This is a genomic window from Pedobacter cryoconitis, assembly GCF_001590605.1.
In the GTDB taxonomy this organism is placed as follows: domain Bacteria; phylum Bacteroidota; class Bacteroidia; order Sphingobacteriales; family Sphingobacteriaceae; genus Pedobacter; species Pedobacter cryoconitis_A.
This window is the reverse complement of record NZ_CP014504.1, coordinates 1158611-1175005: the sequence shown is the minus strand read 5'-3', so window position 1 is coordinate 1175005 and position 16395 is coordinate 1158611. Positions and strand designations below refer to the sequence as shown.

Genomic DNA, 16395 nt, shown 5'->3' with positions numbered 1-16395 from the left:
CGCAGATAATTTATTAGTTTATGCTCTTTAAGAAGTTTTCAAATGAGTTATTTTGTTTCTTTTCTATATATTCTTTTTTCATCATGTCTACCAGGTATGTGTTTTCTTCTACTACAGCCTCAGGATTTTCAATAAATATTCCCAGTACTTTTAAATAGGCCTTCGTAATAAATTCCATATACTGCCCGGAAAATTTGTCAGATTTATATTCTATAGATCCTGATAAAGAATTTCCGGATATCCTCATAACCATGCTATGGTCAAACTTAGAAACAGTGGTATCGGTAGTATAGAGTTTAACCGATCTGATATCGGTAGTTTCAATAAGTTCAGAAAAGCTATATTGATCTTCATTCAGAACAAATCTTCCCAGAAATAACTCATTTAGATGAGTTCCTATATTACTTATTATACTTTCAAGCGAAACATACTGATGAGAAATATCAGCTGTGATATTTTGATATACCTGCTGGGCATATTCCGATAGTTTGTATTTAGGGTTGATATGGGTGGTTACCGGAATTGTATTGACAAAGAAACCTATTACATTTTCAAACTCCTGCTCCGGACGTCCGGCAACTGATGTTCCTAAAGCAATATCCCGTTGTTTTGTAAGATAATAAAGCGTAAGGTAATAGGACGAGAGCAAAATAGAATAAACCGATATTTTATACTCAACTGAGCGTAATTTCATACGCTCGTAAAGCTGGTCTTCTACTTTAAAAGTGGTTATGTTTGATTTATTTTGAACTTTACTGAAAAAATCATAATCTTCAAGATCTAATGAAAATGTGCTGTTGAGTTTTTCATTCCAGTACTTTTCTCCTTCCTTAATTTTTTCACCGTTATTAAACTCTTTTTGCCAGTTTACAAAATCCTGATATGAATATTCACTTTTTTCCTGATCAAGTTCGTTAGCATGATACAGCTTTTTATAGCTATTGAACCACTCGTGTATTAAGATACCCGTAGACCAGCCATCGGTTATAATATGGTGTGCTTTTAAAACTAAAAAATGTTTAACCGGTGATATGCTATATATTTTTAACCTGGAAAGAGGTGCTATTTCGAGGTTGAATGCAACATCATTTTCCTTCTCCAGAATTCTTTGCAGCTGGTCCTCATCAATATATTCCTGATGTACTATTTCAACAATAGGTGCTACTCTATCCTGAATCCTCTGCATCGGCCGCTCTCCATCAAATATGAAGGATGACCTGAAACTGTCGTACTTATTGAGGACATGTTGATAAGAAGAAACCAACTTTTCAAGATCCAGCTCACCCTCTACCAATAGCCCAGAAGTTATATTATATGCGCTAGATGTATTCTCGTCATGAGAGAGAACCCAAAGTCTTCTTTGGTTACTTGAAAGATCAAAAAGTTCTCCCTCTTTCTGGTTTATTTTTACAATTGCATTTTCTCTCTGCTTACTTCCGATCTTCTCCATAAAATCAGCTATTTCAGCTATCGTTGGGTATTGAAAGATATGTTCCAGTCCAAAATCAAGGTTGAATTTCTTTCTGATATAATTAACAAACCTTACGCCCTTAAGGCTATTTCCACCAATTTCAAAAAAATTAGCTCTTGTATCGATAAGCTCCCTGTTTAATAGCTTAGCCCATACTTCGGCAATCTCACGTTCCAGATCATTTCGTGGAATACTGCTGTAATGGGAAGCAATGTCCAGCTGTGGTTTGGGCAATGCTTTACGGTTGACTTTTCCATTCGAACTTAGCGGAATCACATCAATCGGATGGATAATATGCGGAACCATGAAATATGGCAGCTTATTTTTAAGGTACTGTTTTATTTCCTGTGTTTGGTAGGTAGCATTAGTGGTAACGATATAGGAAACAATCTTTTTTTCCCCTTTTTCGTCCAATATTATATGCGTTACACTATCAATAATCCCTGGAAAGGTATTTACAGCTTTTTCAATCTCACCGAACTCAATTCTGTTCCCTAAAATCTTAACCTGATTATCTGCTCTTCCAACATAGATAATATCTCCATCCTCATTTCTGTAGACCAGGTCACCGGTTTTATAGGCTTTTGAATTAAGATCGTTTAGCCTATAATCTATAAAACTATCATTCGTTAAAGGCATATTATTGATATAGCCTTTGGAAACTCCTTTTCCACTTATTAAAAGTTCTCCTACTACGCCTAAAGGGCATAAATTACCTTTTGGATCTACAACATAGCCTAAATTATTCCCAAATACATTTCCGATTGGAACTTTATTAGAAATACCCTTTCCGTTAACATTGTACAATAATTTACCTATGGTTGTTTCTGTTGGTCCGTAATGGTTTATAATACTGATTCCCTTATTTTTTGAACGGATATTGGCTATGATACTACTGTTAAGTTCTTCTCCACCGAAAATTATCATTTTAGCAGGGAAATCAATTGTATTTTTATCCTGCACCAACTCTTTCCAATAAGAAGGAACAACCTTGATACAGTCTACATTTGTATCGCTAAAATATTTTTTGATATATTCTACATCTCTCAATTGAGAACGGGTAAAAACATGAAGAGTTTTACCATGGATTAATGATGAATACAAAACAGTATTACCAAGATCTGTAGAAATAGTAGACATCATGGCAAATGAGTTATTGGCTGCGATGGATATTTTTGAATCAAGCCCGTCAAAATAATCGCTGAGATTGCTGTGGCTGATCATTACCCCCTTCGGATTACCTGTAGATCCTGAAGTGTAAATAATATATGCCATTTCATCTTGTTGTGACCTGTTCTTAACCACACTATGCTCTTCTTCCAGAAGTTCTGTTTTCTCTATGGCTAATAAAGGGAGTAATCCTGAAAATCTGGATACAGTATCCAGGTCTACTAAAGCTATTTTAGCCCGAACGTCTTCAACAATAAACTTCAAACGCTCATCCGGAACATCAGCCTCTACAGGAACATATACTGCACCCAATTTCATAATACTCAAAGCACTGATAATGGCCTTTTCGGGATAAAGGGGTATACTTACAATCACATTATCTCCAGGGTTTATACCGCGGCTCCCAAGGATAGAAGCTATGGTATTAACCTTGCCATATAATTCGCGGTAGGTAAGCTTCACATCACCAAAAACGAGGGCAATATTATCCGGTACCAGAAATGCCTGCGCTTCATACCTATCGATTATGGTTCTGTTTTCCGGATTTGTTACTTTTACCTCATTAAATTCAACGAGAAGTTGCTGGTATTCTTTTTCAGTAAGGAAATCTGTTTCTTCAATACTCTTACCGCTGTCTTCATCATCTATGATCAGGGAGATCAGATTTTCGAAATGATTAAACATTCTATTGATCAGCGGTGCATCATAAATATCCTTATTATAGGTGATATCCAGTTTTATATGTTTTCCTTCATCCGAAAAATTGTATGTCAAATCAAATTGAGATGTTCTTCTGCGGTATTCATACCGCTCTATCTCTAAATCTTTTATATCATTTTTGGTATTGCCTAATTTTAGCTGACTTTGATTCTGGAAAACGACCATGACATCAAACAACGCCGACCTGCTTGTATCTCTCTTGCTATTCAGCTTTGCTACAAGTTCATCAAAAGGATACATCTGATGTTCGTAAGCAGAGAATAAGGTAGATTTTTCCTTTTGCAATAAACTTTCGAAAGTATTATTGTCATCCTCCATTACCGTTCTTATCACCAAAGTATTAATGTAAAGCCCTATCTGGTTTTCCAGATCTGGATGTTCCCTTCCTGCTATCGGGGTTCCGACAATAATGTCTTTCTGACCAGAATACCTGTAAAGCAAAGCTTTGATACCTGCCATCAGGACCATGAACAGCGTAGATTCATGTTTCGCTGAATAATTTTTGAGCTTTATTGTAAATTCTTCCGAAAACAGATGACTTACACTGTTTCCATTGTAAGTACGTATTAGCGGACGTGTATTGTAGCTCGGTAATTCTAATACCGGAAGTTCACCTTCAAGTTGCTTTAACCAATATTTTTCTGCAATTTGATACTTTTCGCTTTTGATCTCTTCCTGTAACCATACCGAATAATCTTTATATTGGATAGACAATTCATTTTCTTCAAACCCATCATCTTCCAGATCTCCCTCCTGAAGAAGTTTGTTATAATTGCCAACTACTTCTGATATCAGAACCTCTGTCGACCAACCATCACCAATAATATGGTGCATAGACAGAAGAAATAGATTTTCGCCTTTTTTCCTCTTCAGTAATGTTGCTCTTATTAATGGAGATTGTTCTAAATTAAAGGTTTTGGCATTGGCCGCCTGTAAAAACTCTTCTATATCCGCTTCATTCTTTTCAGTAAAATCAATCACTTCAATTTTAAACCTGATCTCTTCTTTCGGAGCAACGTACTGGCGGATTTCACCCGATATATTATCCAGCCTGAATGATGTTCTAAGTATTTCGTGCCTGTTTATAAAAATACTGAAGGCTTTTTCAAAATAGCTGATATTAAGGTTTCCTTTTAAGGTAACTATAGCTGGCATGTTATAGGCCTGCGAACCACCTTCTAATTGACTAAGCACCCAAAGTCTGTGCTGCGATGGGGTTAACGGATAATTCTCCTGTACTGCTGATTTTGGTATGGGAGTGTAATGTTTACTCTTGAGGCATTTGTCATTGCCTTCGATAGTAGGATAAGCAAAGAAATCTTTAAAGGTTATCTGCATACCCAATTTTTTGTAGATCCTGTTCAGAACCTGGGCCACCATTAAACTATGACCTCCCAGTTCAAAAAAATTAGCTGTAACCCCTACCTGATTTACTCCCAATACCTCCTGCCATATTTTTGCAAGTTGATATTCGTTCTCATTTCTCGGAGCTATATACACTCCTCTGATCAAATCTTGCCAAATAACATCAGGTAATACCTTACGGTCGGCTTTACCATTAGGGGTCAATGGAATATTCTCCAACTCAACAAAGAAACCTGGCACCATATACCCGGGCAGTTTATTTTGCAGATATTCACGGAGTTCAGTTTTATTTACTGTTGATCCGTTATTTACAACGTAGTAAGAAACCAATACTTTTTCTCCATTTACTTCTTTCGCATCAGCAATTACCTGTTTAATAGCCGGACTGAAATTCAATATATTTGTCTCTATTTCCCCAAGCTCTATTCTAAAGCCCCGTATCTTTAACTGAAAATCTTTCCTCCCCAAATATTCTATATTGCCATCTGGCAGCCACCTGGCCAAATCTCCAGTATCATACATCCTGCCTCCATCTTCAAAAGGGTTCTCTATAAATTTTTCAGATGTCAATTCAGGCTTATTCAAATAGCCCCTCGATAACCCAACGCCTGATATATAGAGTTTACCTGCAATTCCGATGGGAACCAAAGTCTTTTTTTTATCAAGTATATAAATACGGGTATTGTCGATTGGCTTGCCTATAGGGACACTCCCTGCAAAATGCGCTTCAATACAATCATAAAATGTAACATCAATGCTCGCCTCCGTTGGGCCATATAAATTCATCAATGAAACATTTGGCAGTAGTTTATAGAATAATGTTCGCTGTGAAATTGTTAATGCTTCACCACTAACAAATACCTGGCGAAGGCTAACTAATTGACGGACCGAGTTTAGATCCGTTTCCAGATATTGCAAAAACACCTGTAGCATTGATGGTACAAAGTGAATTACCGTTACCTTATTATTAGCGATATGATCAATGAGCGCAGCAGGATTTTTTTCTGAACCAGGTGCCAAAACAGAAAGTCTTGCACCATAAAGCATCCACCAAATCAACTCCCATACAGATACATCAAAAGAATAAGTCGTTTTTTGTATCAAAGTATCTTCAGCATGAAGAGAATAGGCTTTCTGCATCCACTGTAAACGGTTGATCAGAGAATTGTTCTCTATCATGGCGCCCTTCGGACGGCCCGTTGTACCAGAAGTATAAATAACATAAGCGAGGCTTTCGGGTGCGCTTATAATAGGAAGGTTTTCTTTGGTATAAGCTTTTTTTTCTGATTCAAATTTCAGCAGGAATTCTGCGTCTATTGTAACTTTAGCTTTTGCATCCTGCGCTATGTAGTCTATTCTATCCTGAGGATATTCTGGATCTATGGGTACATAAGCAGCTCCGCTCTTCAGGATACCCAGAATCGCGATAAGCATATGTTCGCTCCTATTTAGTTTTATTGCAACCAGGTCGTTTGCCTTAATATGATAATTTTTCCGGAGATATCTGCCAAGCTGATTTGCGGCCTCGTTAAGCTTGCCGTAGCTAAGTTCCACGCCTTCGAAAAGAATGGCTGTATCGTCACCACTTTTTTCTACCTGCTCTTCAAACAACTCAACAATGGTCTTATTGTCGGTATATTCAACCGCTGTTGGGTTGAATTTAAGAATGCGTTCTTTTTCCCAATCAGTAACAAAAGAATATAAACATAGCTGACTATTTAATAGCAATGTATAATGGGAAAGAATATTTGCAATATTGCGCAGTAAACTTTCAATAACACATTCCAGAAGTCCAGGCTGATAATAACATGTTAAAACCAGGCTGTCTTCTGTTTCCTCATATAACAAAGAGATATCATCTTTTAAAACTGCCGTTTTTTGCCCAAATTGAATTGAAAAATTAGAAAACAATTCAAGATCCAATTCTAAAGTATTATAATGTTTATGAGAAAAAGCTTCTTTAATCTCATAAGTAACGTATTGCAATAGCTCTTTAAATGTTTCTGGGTTATTATCCTCAATTTCCAGCAATAGGCATTTATCTAAATCGATCAGGTGGGATGGGTATACTTTAATTATACCCTGATAATTTTCAAAATAATCACTTATGATGAACGAAAAAACAGAAGAAACAATTGAAAACTTTGACAGAAAATTATTTTTTGAAACTTTTGTAAAACTTTCAAGTTGATGTTTTGAAATTTCTATTTTAACATGTTTAACTTCCCCTTTTGAGAAAATAACTTTTTCTTTGTTTTTAGTTTTGTTCTGCCAAAAAATATTGGATAAAATCTCTATCTCGTTCATCAAATTATAAAGTATATTCAAATTAAGCATTGCAATATGGTTCTATCCTTGCGCATGCTTGTTTCAAGGCACATTTAAAAGCCTTAGTTTATCACTATATTGTTTCTGGGTGTCTGTTAATTCAAACAATTGTCTTCATCAAGCGAGATAATTATTCCCTTGTTGATTTTAAGATTATTACTTTTCATGATTAAATTGTTTAATTTATAGCAACACACAACATTCCAATAGCCGTAAATTACCCAATCAACTTTAAAATTTTTCTTTTTCTGATTCCTAATTTCTTAGAAAATTCAGCTGAAGCTCCGGTAGCTTTTCTACTCCTGGTAATCAATCTTTAAAAGTCTGTTGATGTATTTAACTATACTAATTATTTAGGCAAATATTTGGCACTGTTTATTATTAACAAATATTACAAACATTAATTACATAAACAAATTGTATATTCAATTATGATAAAAAAAAGTTAATAAATTCATTTTATCCGGATAATTAATGATAATATAAAAACTAATATGATAATGTTAAAATAATTGTCTTTTATGGAAGATAACCCTATACTTCTTTAGCTGAAGAAAGACAACTAAATTTCACTAAATAGACTTCAATAAATCGTATTTATAAAAAATATAAATTTTAATTGCATGGTTACATCTATAAATGAAAACCAGAGGCTGATTTATTTATTTCGTCATTTTATTTCTGGCATCTCCTCATTAAAATGCTTCCAAAACGCATTTTAACCACAATAATAAATTATATTCATAGAATTTAAGTTATCTAATTAAGAATTTATAAGAGGATCTGATTTTCACAAAAGTTTTTGGCCTCCTCCTTGAAAACAATAATTTCAAACCCATAGATTTTCGGCATCAAAAGACACCTATTTAATTGATATGAAATACCGGTATAATCAATTTAGGTTCAATGTTGTTCATGCAAAGAATTTATATATGGAAAAACGATAGACTTGATTGGAACAGAACCCATTATCCTTTGATATCTGTATTCAAAAAATGATCAATTTGATTTAAATTCTTGCGTTCGGAGTTTAGGATTATTAACCATTTATCTGCAATAGCAGAAATCATAGACTCCCTGTATTTTTAATACTATCTACCGTAAATTTCAGACCTTAAGGCCATCATTGTGACCTGCATTACATAATCACTGAGTTTGAGTTAAATGTGATAAAGTCATACATCATTCTTCTTTTTTAACCAGAGTTTTGTCTTGTCAATAACGAAAGGCTTTAAACACACCATACTTTATACAAAAACACATGGCCGGGACACAGTTTGTCCGTGGTCATCAGTTAAAAGCCTGACGAAATTCAAGCGGCGATAAATTTGTCTTCTTTTTGAAAAGCGTGCTAAAGGATTGCGCATGCTCAAAACCCAGGGCATAAGCGATCTCGCTGACCGGAAGACTGGTCGTGGAAAGTTTTTCTTTGGCTTTCGCGATCAGTTTTTCATGAATATGCTGCTGAGTGTTCTGCCCGGTATGAACCCGAAGCAGGTCACTCAGGTAGTTCGGTGACAGGTTCAGCTGCGCAGCAATATATTGTACGGTGAGTAAACCCTGTACATCGCTGTTAAAGTAGTCATCGATCAACTGCTCAAACCTGGTCAGCAGCGCTGAATTATTATTCTTACGGGTTAAAAACTGCCGCTCATAAAAACGGTTGGAATATTTTAGCAGGCTCTCTATATGCGTCAGAATGATCTCCTGAGTATGCTTATCGATATGCTGGCACTCCTTATCGATTTTATGAAGGATCGTGATCAGGTCATCTTCTTCCCCGGCCGATAAGTGCAGCGCTTCGTTAACTGCGTAATCGAAAAAACCGTATTGATGAATGTCGTTTGCCAGCTTATGTTGTAACAGGAAGTCCGGGTGAAAGATCAGGAGATAACCGGACCCGCATTCCATATTTTGCAGATCCAGTTGTTGCACCTGGTTAGGCGCAGTAAAACTCAATACTCCTTTATCGTAATCATAATGCTGCTGTCCGTACCTGATCTTACCTTTGGCTTCGCGTTTCAGCGCCACGCAATAAAAGCGGTTAATGAAACCTTTCCAGATTTCATCTTCCAAAAAAACACTTTCCGCCAGATTGATCACGCTCACCAGCGGATGTCGGGGCTCTGTTAAGGACAGCAAACGGTGAAATTCGGATATAGAGTTAATGGAGTTCATAAACAAAATTAATCAATTAAGCTCATACTGAACTCATCATAAGGCGCGCCGGTATCCGTACCTAAAGGCACAATGCTTTCCAGCTGTGATAGATCCGCCTGAGTTAATACAATAGTTGTAGCCGCAATGTTTTGCTCCAGGTACTTCCGGCGTTTTGTTCCCGGGATCGGCAGGATGCCTTTGCTCATGGTCCAGGCCAATGCCAGTTGCGAAGAAGTAACATGCTTGGCTTCAGCCATGACTTCAATAGCTTTCACCAATTCAATATTCTTGTCGAACTGTAAGCCCTGGAAACGCGGGATTGCCCTGCGGAAATCATTCTCAGGCAGGTCATCGATACTTTTGATCTGTCCGGATAAGAATCCACGGCCCAGCGGTGAGTAAGCTACAAAACCAATACCCAGTTCCTTTAAGGTTGCCAAAACCCCACGTTCTTCTACCGTTCGCTCGAACAAAGAATACTCGCTTTGTACGACAGTGATTGGGTACACGGCATGCGCCCGCTTAACTGTTTCAGACGAAACTTCCGATAAACCGATATAACCCACTTTACCTTCCTGAACCAGCTCAGCCATCGCCTCAACTGTTTCTTCGATTGGCGTATTTTTATCCAGACGGTGCAGGTAATACAGATCGATGTAATCCGTATTCAGATTTTTGAGCGAACGCTCCAAAGATTTCTTAACATAATCTTTCTTACCATTGATGGCCCAGGTTACCTTATTGTTATCATCAATCTCCCAGCCAAACTTGCTCGCTAAAATATACTGATCACGTTTACCACTAATCGCTTTAGCGATTAACTGTTCATTCTTCAACGGTCCGTACAGATCGGCAGTATCTAAAAAATTACCACCTAATTCAAGCGAACGTTGAATCGTTGCGATTGCTTCCTGCTCATCCGCAGGACCATACATATGCGCGTTTTCAAAACCCGTCATCCCCATACAGCCCAGGCCGATCATAGGCACAACCAAACCCTGGCTGCCCAATGCTATTTGTTTTATTTCCATAATCCAAAGGTCGGTAAGCCAAATCACGCGGATGTATGCAAACCCCTGAAGCTTGTAAGCAAATCAAGGAATGATTTTTTAAACGTCAGTATCATTAGGTGATCAAGGTCACCATCAGTAGTATTATAAACGACTAAGGGTTTCCCGGTTAGGCAGCAATAAGCTGTTTTGGCTGTTTAAAATTGATTAATAGGACAAATATTTGAAACGCCAGGCTGATCTAAACATTATTAGCTTTTTGTTTGGCATTCCGTTTATCGCTTAAATATTTTCTTACAGGGATATCGTAAAATACCATGACCAGGTATGCTGCCCCAACTAACAGAATTAGCCCTGACAGGATGATGAAAGTCAAATGCATATTACCAGGTTTATGACTGGTATAATAATTACCGAACATCCATAACACAGCATAATGCGTCATGTACAATGGGTAAGAGATCTTTCCAGAAAATATACAAACTTTTTTCAAGTCAGCTGCCAAAGTAGCGCCTGCTCCCAAAGCAATCAGCAAGGGAAAGTAAAACAGTACGATCAGAGGTTCGGATAACCAGTTCCATTTTGAAAATGGCATTATAAAGGCCAGAAGCAGTAATATGGCCAGGCCGATAAATCCAAGTCTGTTTTTAATAATCCAGTTGGAGCGGTAAATAAGTAACCCTGCTAAAAAAGAATACGCTATCCTAACGCCTCCATCCCAAAAGGTTGGACCGCTCCAGCCACCTAATAAATTGCCGGAATGGTAAGCTACATAGCAAATAGCCACGGCCGATAGTAAGGTCAACAGCAACAGGTAGCCACGGGCTATCCTATAAAGTACGAATGCATAAACAATATTGGCAACATATTCCCAAAACAACGACCATGCCGGTGCATTGAAGCTGAACAGGTTAAATCCACGGTCAGCTATTACTGGTAAGGGAATAAGGAAGAGCGAGCAAAAAAAAGTCAAAATGATTTTACCAGTGCTATACAATTCGAGGTGGCCGCCAAAGGGGTCAAACAAAAATGCCAGCAACCCCAGTACAGAACCTGCTATAACCAATGGATGCAGCCTGATGATCCTTGATGAAAAAAAGTTAAGCATTCCCATTTTTACTATCCGATTGTCATAGGCATACCCGATTACAAACCCTGAAAGACAAAAGAAGAAATCGACAGCTAAGAAACCATGTCCGATAAAGTTCTTGCTGGGATCTGTAAAAACCCATTCCATAAAATGAAATACGACAACTGCTAAGGCTGCAATGCCCCTTAATCCATCTAAAATTTCGAAATGTTGTTTTGTTTGCAGAGGTATCGCGGTGGTTTTTTCCCTATCCATTTAATGTATATCTTATCAATAAGTTTAATTTGGCAGTAGCATATAATTTGCTGTTGCCCCAAATTATCTAAATTAATCACCCAATCAAAAATAGTGTGAGCTAAAAAGTGGTTGAAACAAATATTATGGGTTTTAATTTCAAGGATGGCTTCTTTCCCACGACCAATGTCAAAACAAAACAATAATACTTTGCAGGTTCATTGCAATATCAGCCCAATGGCAGTCCTGCCAATCCGTAAACATATGAAACAATAATCCAACTGCAATTATCCTGGTTTTAGGGAACAGCAGCAATATAAAGTAACATGCAATAGCATAATAAGAATGCAGTGGATGATAACCAATACTGCATCTTCCAGGATCAAATATTGGTGTCGCTAATAAATGATCAGCGTCTACCAGCATAGTGCAGATCATGATGAGCCATGCCCGCTTCCACTGCGCTCTGAAAAATAAAAATGCAATAGCTCCAGGCACTAAAAAATGGAAACTGTAGTGCACAATAGGTTGTAATACTTTAATAAAATCAGCAGACATATTGCTCAATAAAGGATTTTCTGGTCATCATATGCAGGTAGGGATAATCTTCGGATAGTTGCCTGCGCTGCTTCAGCTGATAAATAAAATGTCCTCCCAAATCCACAATGATTGGATTTTTGGCCTGATACCATACCCGATGCGGATGCTTCCAGCAAAATGAGTAATAATAAGAGGTTAGTGGAAGTTTCTTAAGTTCAGGATGTTGAAAATTCAGCACCCGGGTTGTCCCTTGTAGGAAATCAGCCTTTCTGATCATCGACAGATGGTCTGTATTGCAGAAATCATAAGCAGCAATTCTGGGATCATCTACATCCGGTAAGTTTTTCAAAACCCGGAAACCTTTAAATTTTTTCCCGTTCAGAATCCAGATCAGCTTCGGATAAAAAGCTTCTCTGCTTTTTAATTCTTCCAGGCAAATAGGAGAATTCTGAAATTCAAGGGTAGTACCGCAAGGAGTATGTACATCTGCGCGATGAAGTTCTCCCATTTTTACATCAGAAAAACTTACCTCTCTGAAGGCCTCTGGAAAAGCTGCTTTCCAATTTCGATGCCATGCTGTTTCTCCATAATGATTCCTCAGATTTTTCTCCAATCCACCAGGAGATTCCTTTCGGAGCTGATCATTGTTTAGGAATATAGAAGAATTAGGCTCCATATAGTAATGCTGCAGGAATTCAGCAGCACACAAATCTATGCTAATATTTTTAGTGGAGCAAGATATTGAAGAAATTATCAGATTATTGCTTTTGTCTTCAAAGCGTATGCTGAAGTATATTGACTAATTTAATGTAATCTATAGACCAATAAAAAGCTTATTATACTTACAAACAACCAATTTCTTCGTCTTTTTATCTTAAATAACTGTTTTTATTAAAATTGGATTGATACATTTGGCACAATCTTTAGCATCACCACTTAAAGATTAAAAACCAACTATTCAAACAGTTAATGAAATTATATTAAAACCCGTTTTTCATGATAAAGTTTAATGGATAGCAGGAATAAAGATATATTGGAGTTTGACATCTCATCTTCCAATAAAATCGGGATATCAATTACCAAAAACTGGACCATAGAAAAAAGTATTGCTCATAACATATTTGTGCCCCATAGAGACAAACAGTATATCTTGATCGTGAGTTTACAAGGCACAATGAAGGTAATGCTGGACTTTAAAGAACTTTCTTTTGAGGGACCTTTTGTATTACTTATCCAGCCAGAACAGGTGCATCAACTCATCGCCATCAATGATGTTGAAGTATATAATATTGATTTTCTTCCAGATATTATTTCTGCCGAGCTGCAAGCTTTACTGCATCAAAATCAAATCCATGATTTTATTTTAGATAAAGATTTGCAACAACAGCTTGCAGAGATGAGTGGCTTAATGTATAAGATGTACAATAATGCAGAAAATATATATCATTACCAGGCCGTTCATTCTCTTTTGTTGTCCATTCTTAATTTAATAATAGGTTCCACTTTATCTGCTAAACACAGTTCACCAATGGAAAGCAGAACTGCGAATCTTGAACAACAATTTCAGATTTTACTGAAACGTAATTATAAAACCTGGAAAAGACCTTCGCAGTATGCAAGCTGCATGTCCATATCAGTTTCTCACTTGAATGATACTGTCAATAAAATAACAGGATATAATGTATCTCAGCACATACAACGACATTTAATCCTGGAAGCCAGTAGAATCTCCAAAATATCAGGTTTGGGATTTTGCTGTAAACTTCCACTGTCCGGCAGTGTACGCCTACCGTTCGATAGTGAACAAACCCACAAACGATTAAAAATTAAAACACTGTACAGCAACGATTTAAAACAAAAACAACTCTTGGCATAAACTTAGTAAATTGCAGATCAATTGTATTTGTTTAATTAAATAAATCATTGCTGACATGTTCAGACTCAACTTAAAAATCGCTTTGCGTAATCTCTGGAGAAACAAGACTTCTTCTGTGATTAATATAATTGGCCTGGCAATTGGTTTGTCTGCCTGCCTGCTCCTGCTCTTATATATCAATTATGAGCGCAATTTTGACGGTCACTTTAAAGATGCGGACAAAATCTACCAGGTAATGACCAATTTTCAGGATGCCAATGGAAAAATTACAAGTACAGGAGTATCACCAGGAAATGGGATCGCAATGGCTATTAAGGCCAAAATACCTGAGATAGATGTAATCACCCGGATTGGTGGAGGCGATAAATCGCTCATCGCGAATCAGCAAAATGTTTTTAAAAGAACGGATCTCTTTGCTGATCCGGAAATCCTGAAAGTTTTTAATTACGAATTTATAACTGGTAACCCCAATACGGCACTGAATACGCCGAATTCGATCATTTTAACACAAGAGACTGCAAAGCTTTTATTCGGCACCACAGCTGTATTAAATAAAACAGTCAGGTATAAAAACACGAATGATTTAAAGGTTACAGGTGTAATCAAAGACTTTCCCGCCAATACTTCCCTCAGATTTGATTATTTGATGCCCTGGTCTTTTTTTGAAAGTATAAACAGTTATGTTAAAAACCCAGGTTGGGGAGATTTTAGCTTTCTTGCAATGGCCAAGGTTAATAATTCAGCCAATATTGACCTGATTAATTCTAAAGTAAAAAAGCTTTTCAATGAAAATTATACAACCCAAAAGAATGAGAATTTCCTGTTCCCATTAGCAGATAAACATTTACATGGCGAATTTTTGAACGGTAAAAGTGTAGGTGGCGACATAGAACGTATTTATCTTTTTATCGCATTGGCTTTTGGTATTTTGCTTGTCGCCTGTATCAATTTCATGAACATGGCTACTGCTAAATCAGAGCGCAGGGCAAAAGAAGTCGGGATCAAGAAAACTATTGGTGCAACACGAGCTTCTTTGGTGACTCAATTCCTGACCGAAGCTATGGTGCTGACTACAATAGCAGTACTGATGGCTACTGCTATTGTTGAAGTTAGTTTGCCCCTGTTCAATAACCTGCTGGGAATAAATATTACAATTCACTATAACAATGCAGGTTATTGGTTGGGTATTCTGGTTATTGCCTTAGTAACCGGGCTTTTATCTGGAGCTTATCCAGCTTTGTTCCTTTCTTCCTTTACCCCAAATCAAACTTTAAAAAAGAAAACTGCGAGGGCGAAACTCATCCCCATCAATTTAAGACAAGTGCTGGTCGTTACACAATTTAGCTTTGCCATTATGCTGATCATCGCTACAATGGTGATCTATAAACAGATGCAGTTCATCAAGGACAAGCCAGTCGGGTATAATATCAATTTAATGGCAGAGATGCCTCAGGATGGTGAATTGTATAGTAAATTTGAATTATTTAAAGCGCAAGTACTGAAAACCGGGGCGGTTACTGCCGTAAACCAGTCATCCCAGAGCATGATCAGCGTAGGAAACTGGTTTTATGGATTTGAATGGACGGGAATGGAAGAAAAAGGAAAGGAAATTGTTTTTAACCGCCTTCAGACCTCTTATGATTTTATAAAAACAAGCGGTGTAGAATTGATAGCAGGTCGCGATTTCTCCAGGGATTTTGCATCAGATACAGCAGCAATTTTGCTAAGTAATACAGCCGTGAATGTAATGAAGCTTAAAAACCCTGTAGGAAAAACAGTAAAGCTCTTTGGAAAACAACTAAAAGTGATCGGCATTTTCAAAGATTTTAATTGGGATTCTCCTTACCGTTCTGGACGCCAGATGGTGATCAATTTTAGTAAAAATGAGGGTGGAACTATTAATATGCAGTTAAATCCTGCCAATAGCTTAAGTAAAAATATAGCGCTGATTTCGGCCGTTACCAAAAATATAAATCCGGAATATCCGGTGGAAATTGAATTTATCAATGAACTATATTCCAGGAAAATGCATTCAGAAGAGATTCTGGGGATTCTGGCCAACTTGTTTGGAGGTATAGCAATACTAATCTCTTGTATGGGGCTTTACGGGCTGGTTACTTATAGTGCAGAACAACGTACGAAAGAATTTGGGGTTCGCCGTGTACTGGGCGCTTCAGTTGGCAATATTATGAACCTGCTCTCAGTTTCCTTTCTGAAAATGGTATTCGTAGCTGCTTGTATTGGTGTTCCTTTGGCTTATGAGGTGATGAACAGATGGCTTACCAGTTTTGAGTTCAGAACAGCTGTATCCTTTTCAATTATATTGATAGCTATAACCGGGACAGTAATCATCGCATTTTTAACCATTAGCTTTCAAGCTTATAAGGCCGCAAAAGCCAACCCTGTTGAAGCACTGAAATACGAATAAACA

Annotated in this window: 8 protein-coding genes; 2 read left to right on the top strand and 6 right to left on the bottom strand. The window is 37.2% G+C overall.

What is annotated here, in order from left to right; translation table 11 throughout:
• Positions 1-13: 13 nt before the first annotated feature.
• From AY601_RS05055 to AY601_RS05030, 6 genes are all read right to left on the bottom strand, one after another.
• Positions 14-7033: a non-ribosomal peptide synthetase gene (locus tag AY601_RS05055; RefSeq protein ID WP_068397381.1), complete on the bottom strand. Its 7020-nt coding sequence runs from the start codon at positions 7031-7033 to the stop codon at positions 14-16.
• Between the two features lie 1311 nt (positions 7034-8344).
• On the bottom strand, positions 8345-9232 hold the full coding sequence (locus tag AY601_RS05050) for a helix-turn-helix domain-containing protein (RefSeq protein ID WP_068397378.1): 888 nt from the start codon (positions 9230-9232) through the stop codon (positions 8345-8347).
• 8 nt (positions 9233-9240) lie between these two features.
• Positions 9241-10245, bottom strand: a complete 1005-nt coding sequence (locus AY601_RS05045) for an aldo/keto reductase (protein WP_068397375.1) — start codon at positions 10243-10245, stop codon at positions 9241-9243.
• A gap of 220 nt (positions 10246-10465) precedes the next feature.
• Positions 10466-11569 carry an acyltransferase family protein gene (locus tag AY601_RS05040; protein WP_068397372.1) on the bottom strand — a complete coding sequence of 368 codons (1104 nt, stop codon included), beginning with the start codon at positions 11567-11569 and terminating at the stop codon, positions 10466-10468.
• 168 nt (positions 11570-11737) lie between these two features.
• Positions 11738-12106, bottom strand: a complete 369-nt coding sequence (locus tag AY601_RS05035) for a DUF6122 family protein (RefSeq protein WP_068397370.1) — start codon at positions 12104-12106, stop codon at positions 11738-11740.
• On the bottom strand, positions 12096-12764 hold the full coding sequence (locus AY601_RS05030; protein ID WP_068397362.1) for a competence protein: 669 nt from the start codon (positions 12762-12764) through the stop codon (positions 12096-12098). The genes AY601_RS05035 and AY601_RS05030 overlap by 11 nt, the downstream gene beginning before the upstream one ends.
• A 333-nt stretch (positions 12765-13097) precedes the next feature.
• On the opposite strand from AY601_RS05030, the gene AY601_RS05025 reads away from it, so the two are divergent.
• Both AY601_RS05025 and AY601_RS05020 read left to right on the top strand, forming a co-directional pair.
• Positions 13098-13964, top strand: coding sequence for an AraC family ligand binding domain-containing protein (locus AY601_RS05025; RefSeq protein ID WP_068397359.1), 867 nt, complete (start codon positions 13098-13100; stop codon positions 13962-13964).
• Between the two features lie 55 nt (positions 13965-14019).
• Entirely contained in the window at positions 14020-16392 is a 2373-nt protein-coding gene (locus AY601_RS05020; RefSeq protein WP_068397353.1) for an ABC transporter permease, read from the top strand.
• The last annotated feature ends 3 nt before the right edge of the window (positions 16393-16395 follow it).

Excerpts from the sequence above, each read along its gene's own strand:
- AY601_RS05045 (WP_068397375.1), bottom strand. The coding sequence starts at position 10,245 with ATGGAAATAAAACAAATAGCATTGGGCAGCCAGGGTTTGGTTGTGCCT.
- AY601_RS05025 (WP_068397359.1), top strand. The coding sequence starts at position 13,098 with ATGGATAGCAGGAATAAAGATATATTGGAGTTTGACATCTCATCTTCC.
- AY601_RS05020 (WP_068397353.1), top strand. The coding sequence starts at position 14,020 with ATGTTCAGACTCAACTTAAAAATCGCTTTGCGTAATCTCTGGAGAAAC.
- AY601_RS05030 (WP_068397362.1), bottom strand. The coding sequence starts at position 12,764 with ATGGAGCCTAATTCTTCTATATTCCTAAACAATGATCAGCTCCGAAAG.
- AY601_RS05035 (WP_068397370.1), bottom strand. The coding sequence starts at position 12,106 with ATGTCTGCTGATTTTATTAAAGTATTACAACCTATTGTGCACTACAGT.
- AY601_RS05055 (WP_068397381.1), bottom strand. The coding sequence starts at position 7,033 with ATGAACGAGATAGAGATTTTATCCAATATTTTTTGGCAGAACAAAACT.
- AY601_RS05050 (WP_068397378.1), bottom strand. The coding sequence starts at position 9,232 with ATGAACTCCATTAACTCTATATCCGAATTTCACCGTTTGCTGTCCTTA.
- AY601_RS05040 (WP_068397372.1), bottom strand. The coding sequence starts at position 11,569 with ATGGATAGGGAAAAAACCACCGCGATACCTCTGCAAACAAAACAACAT.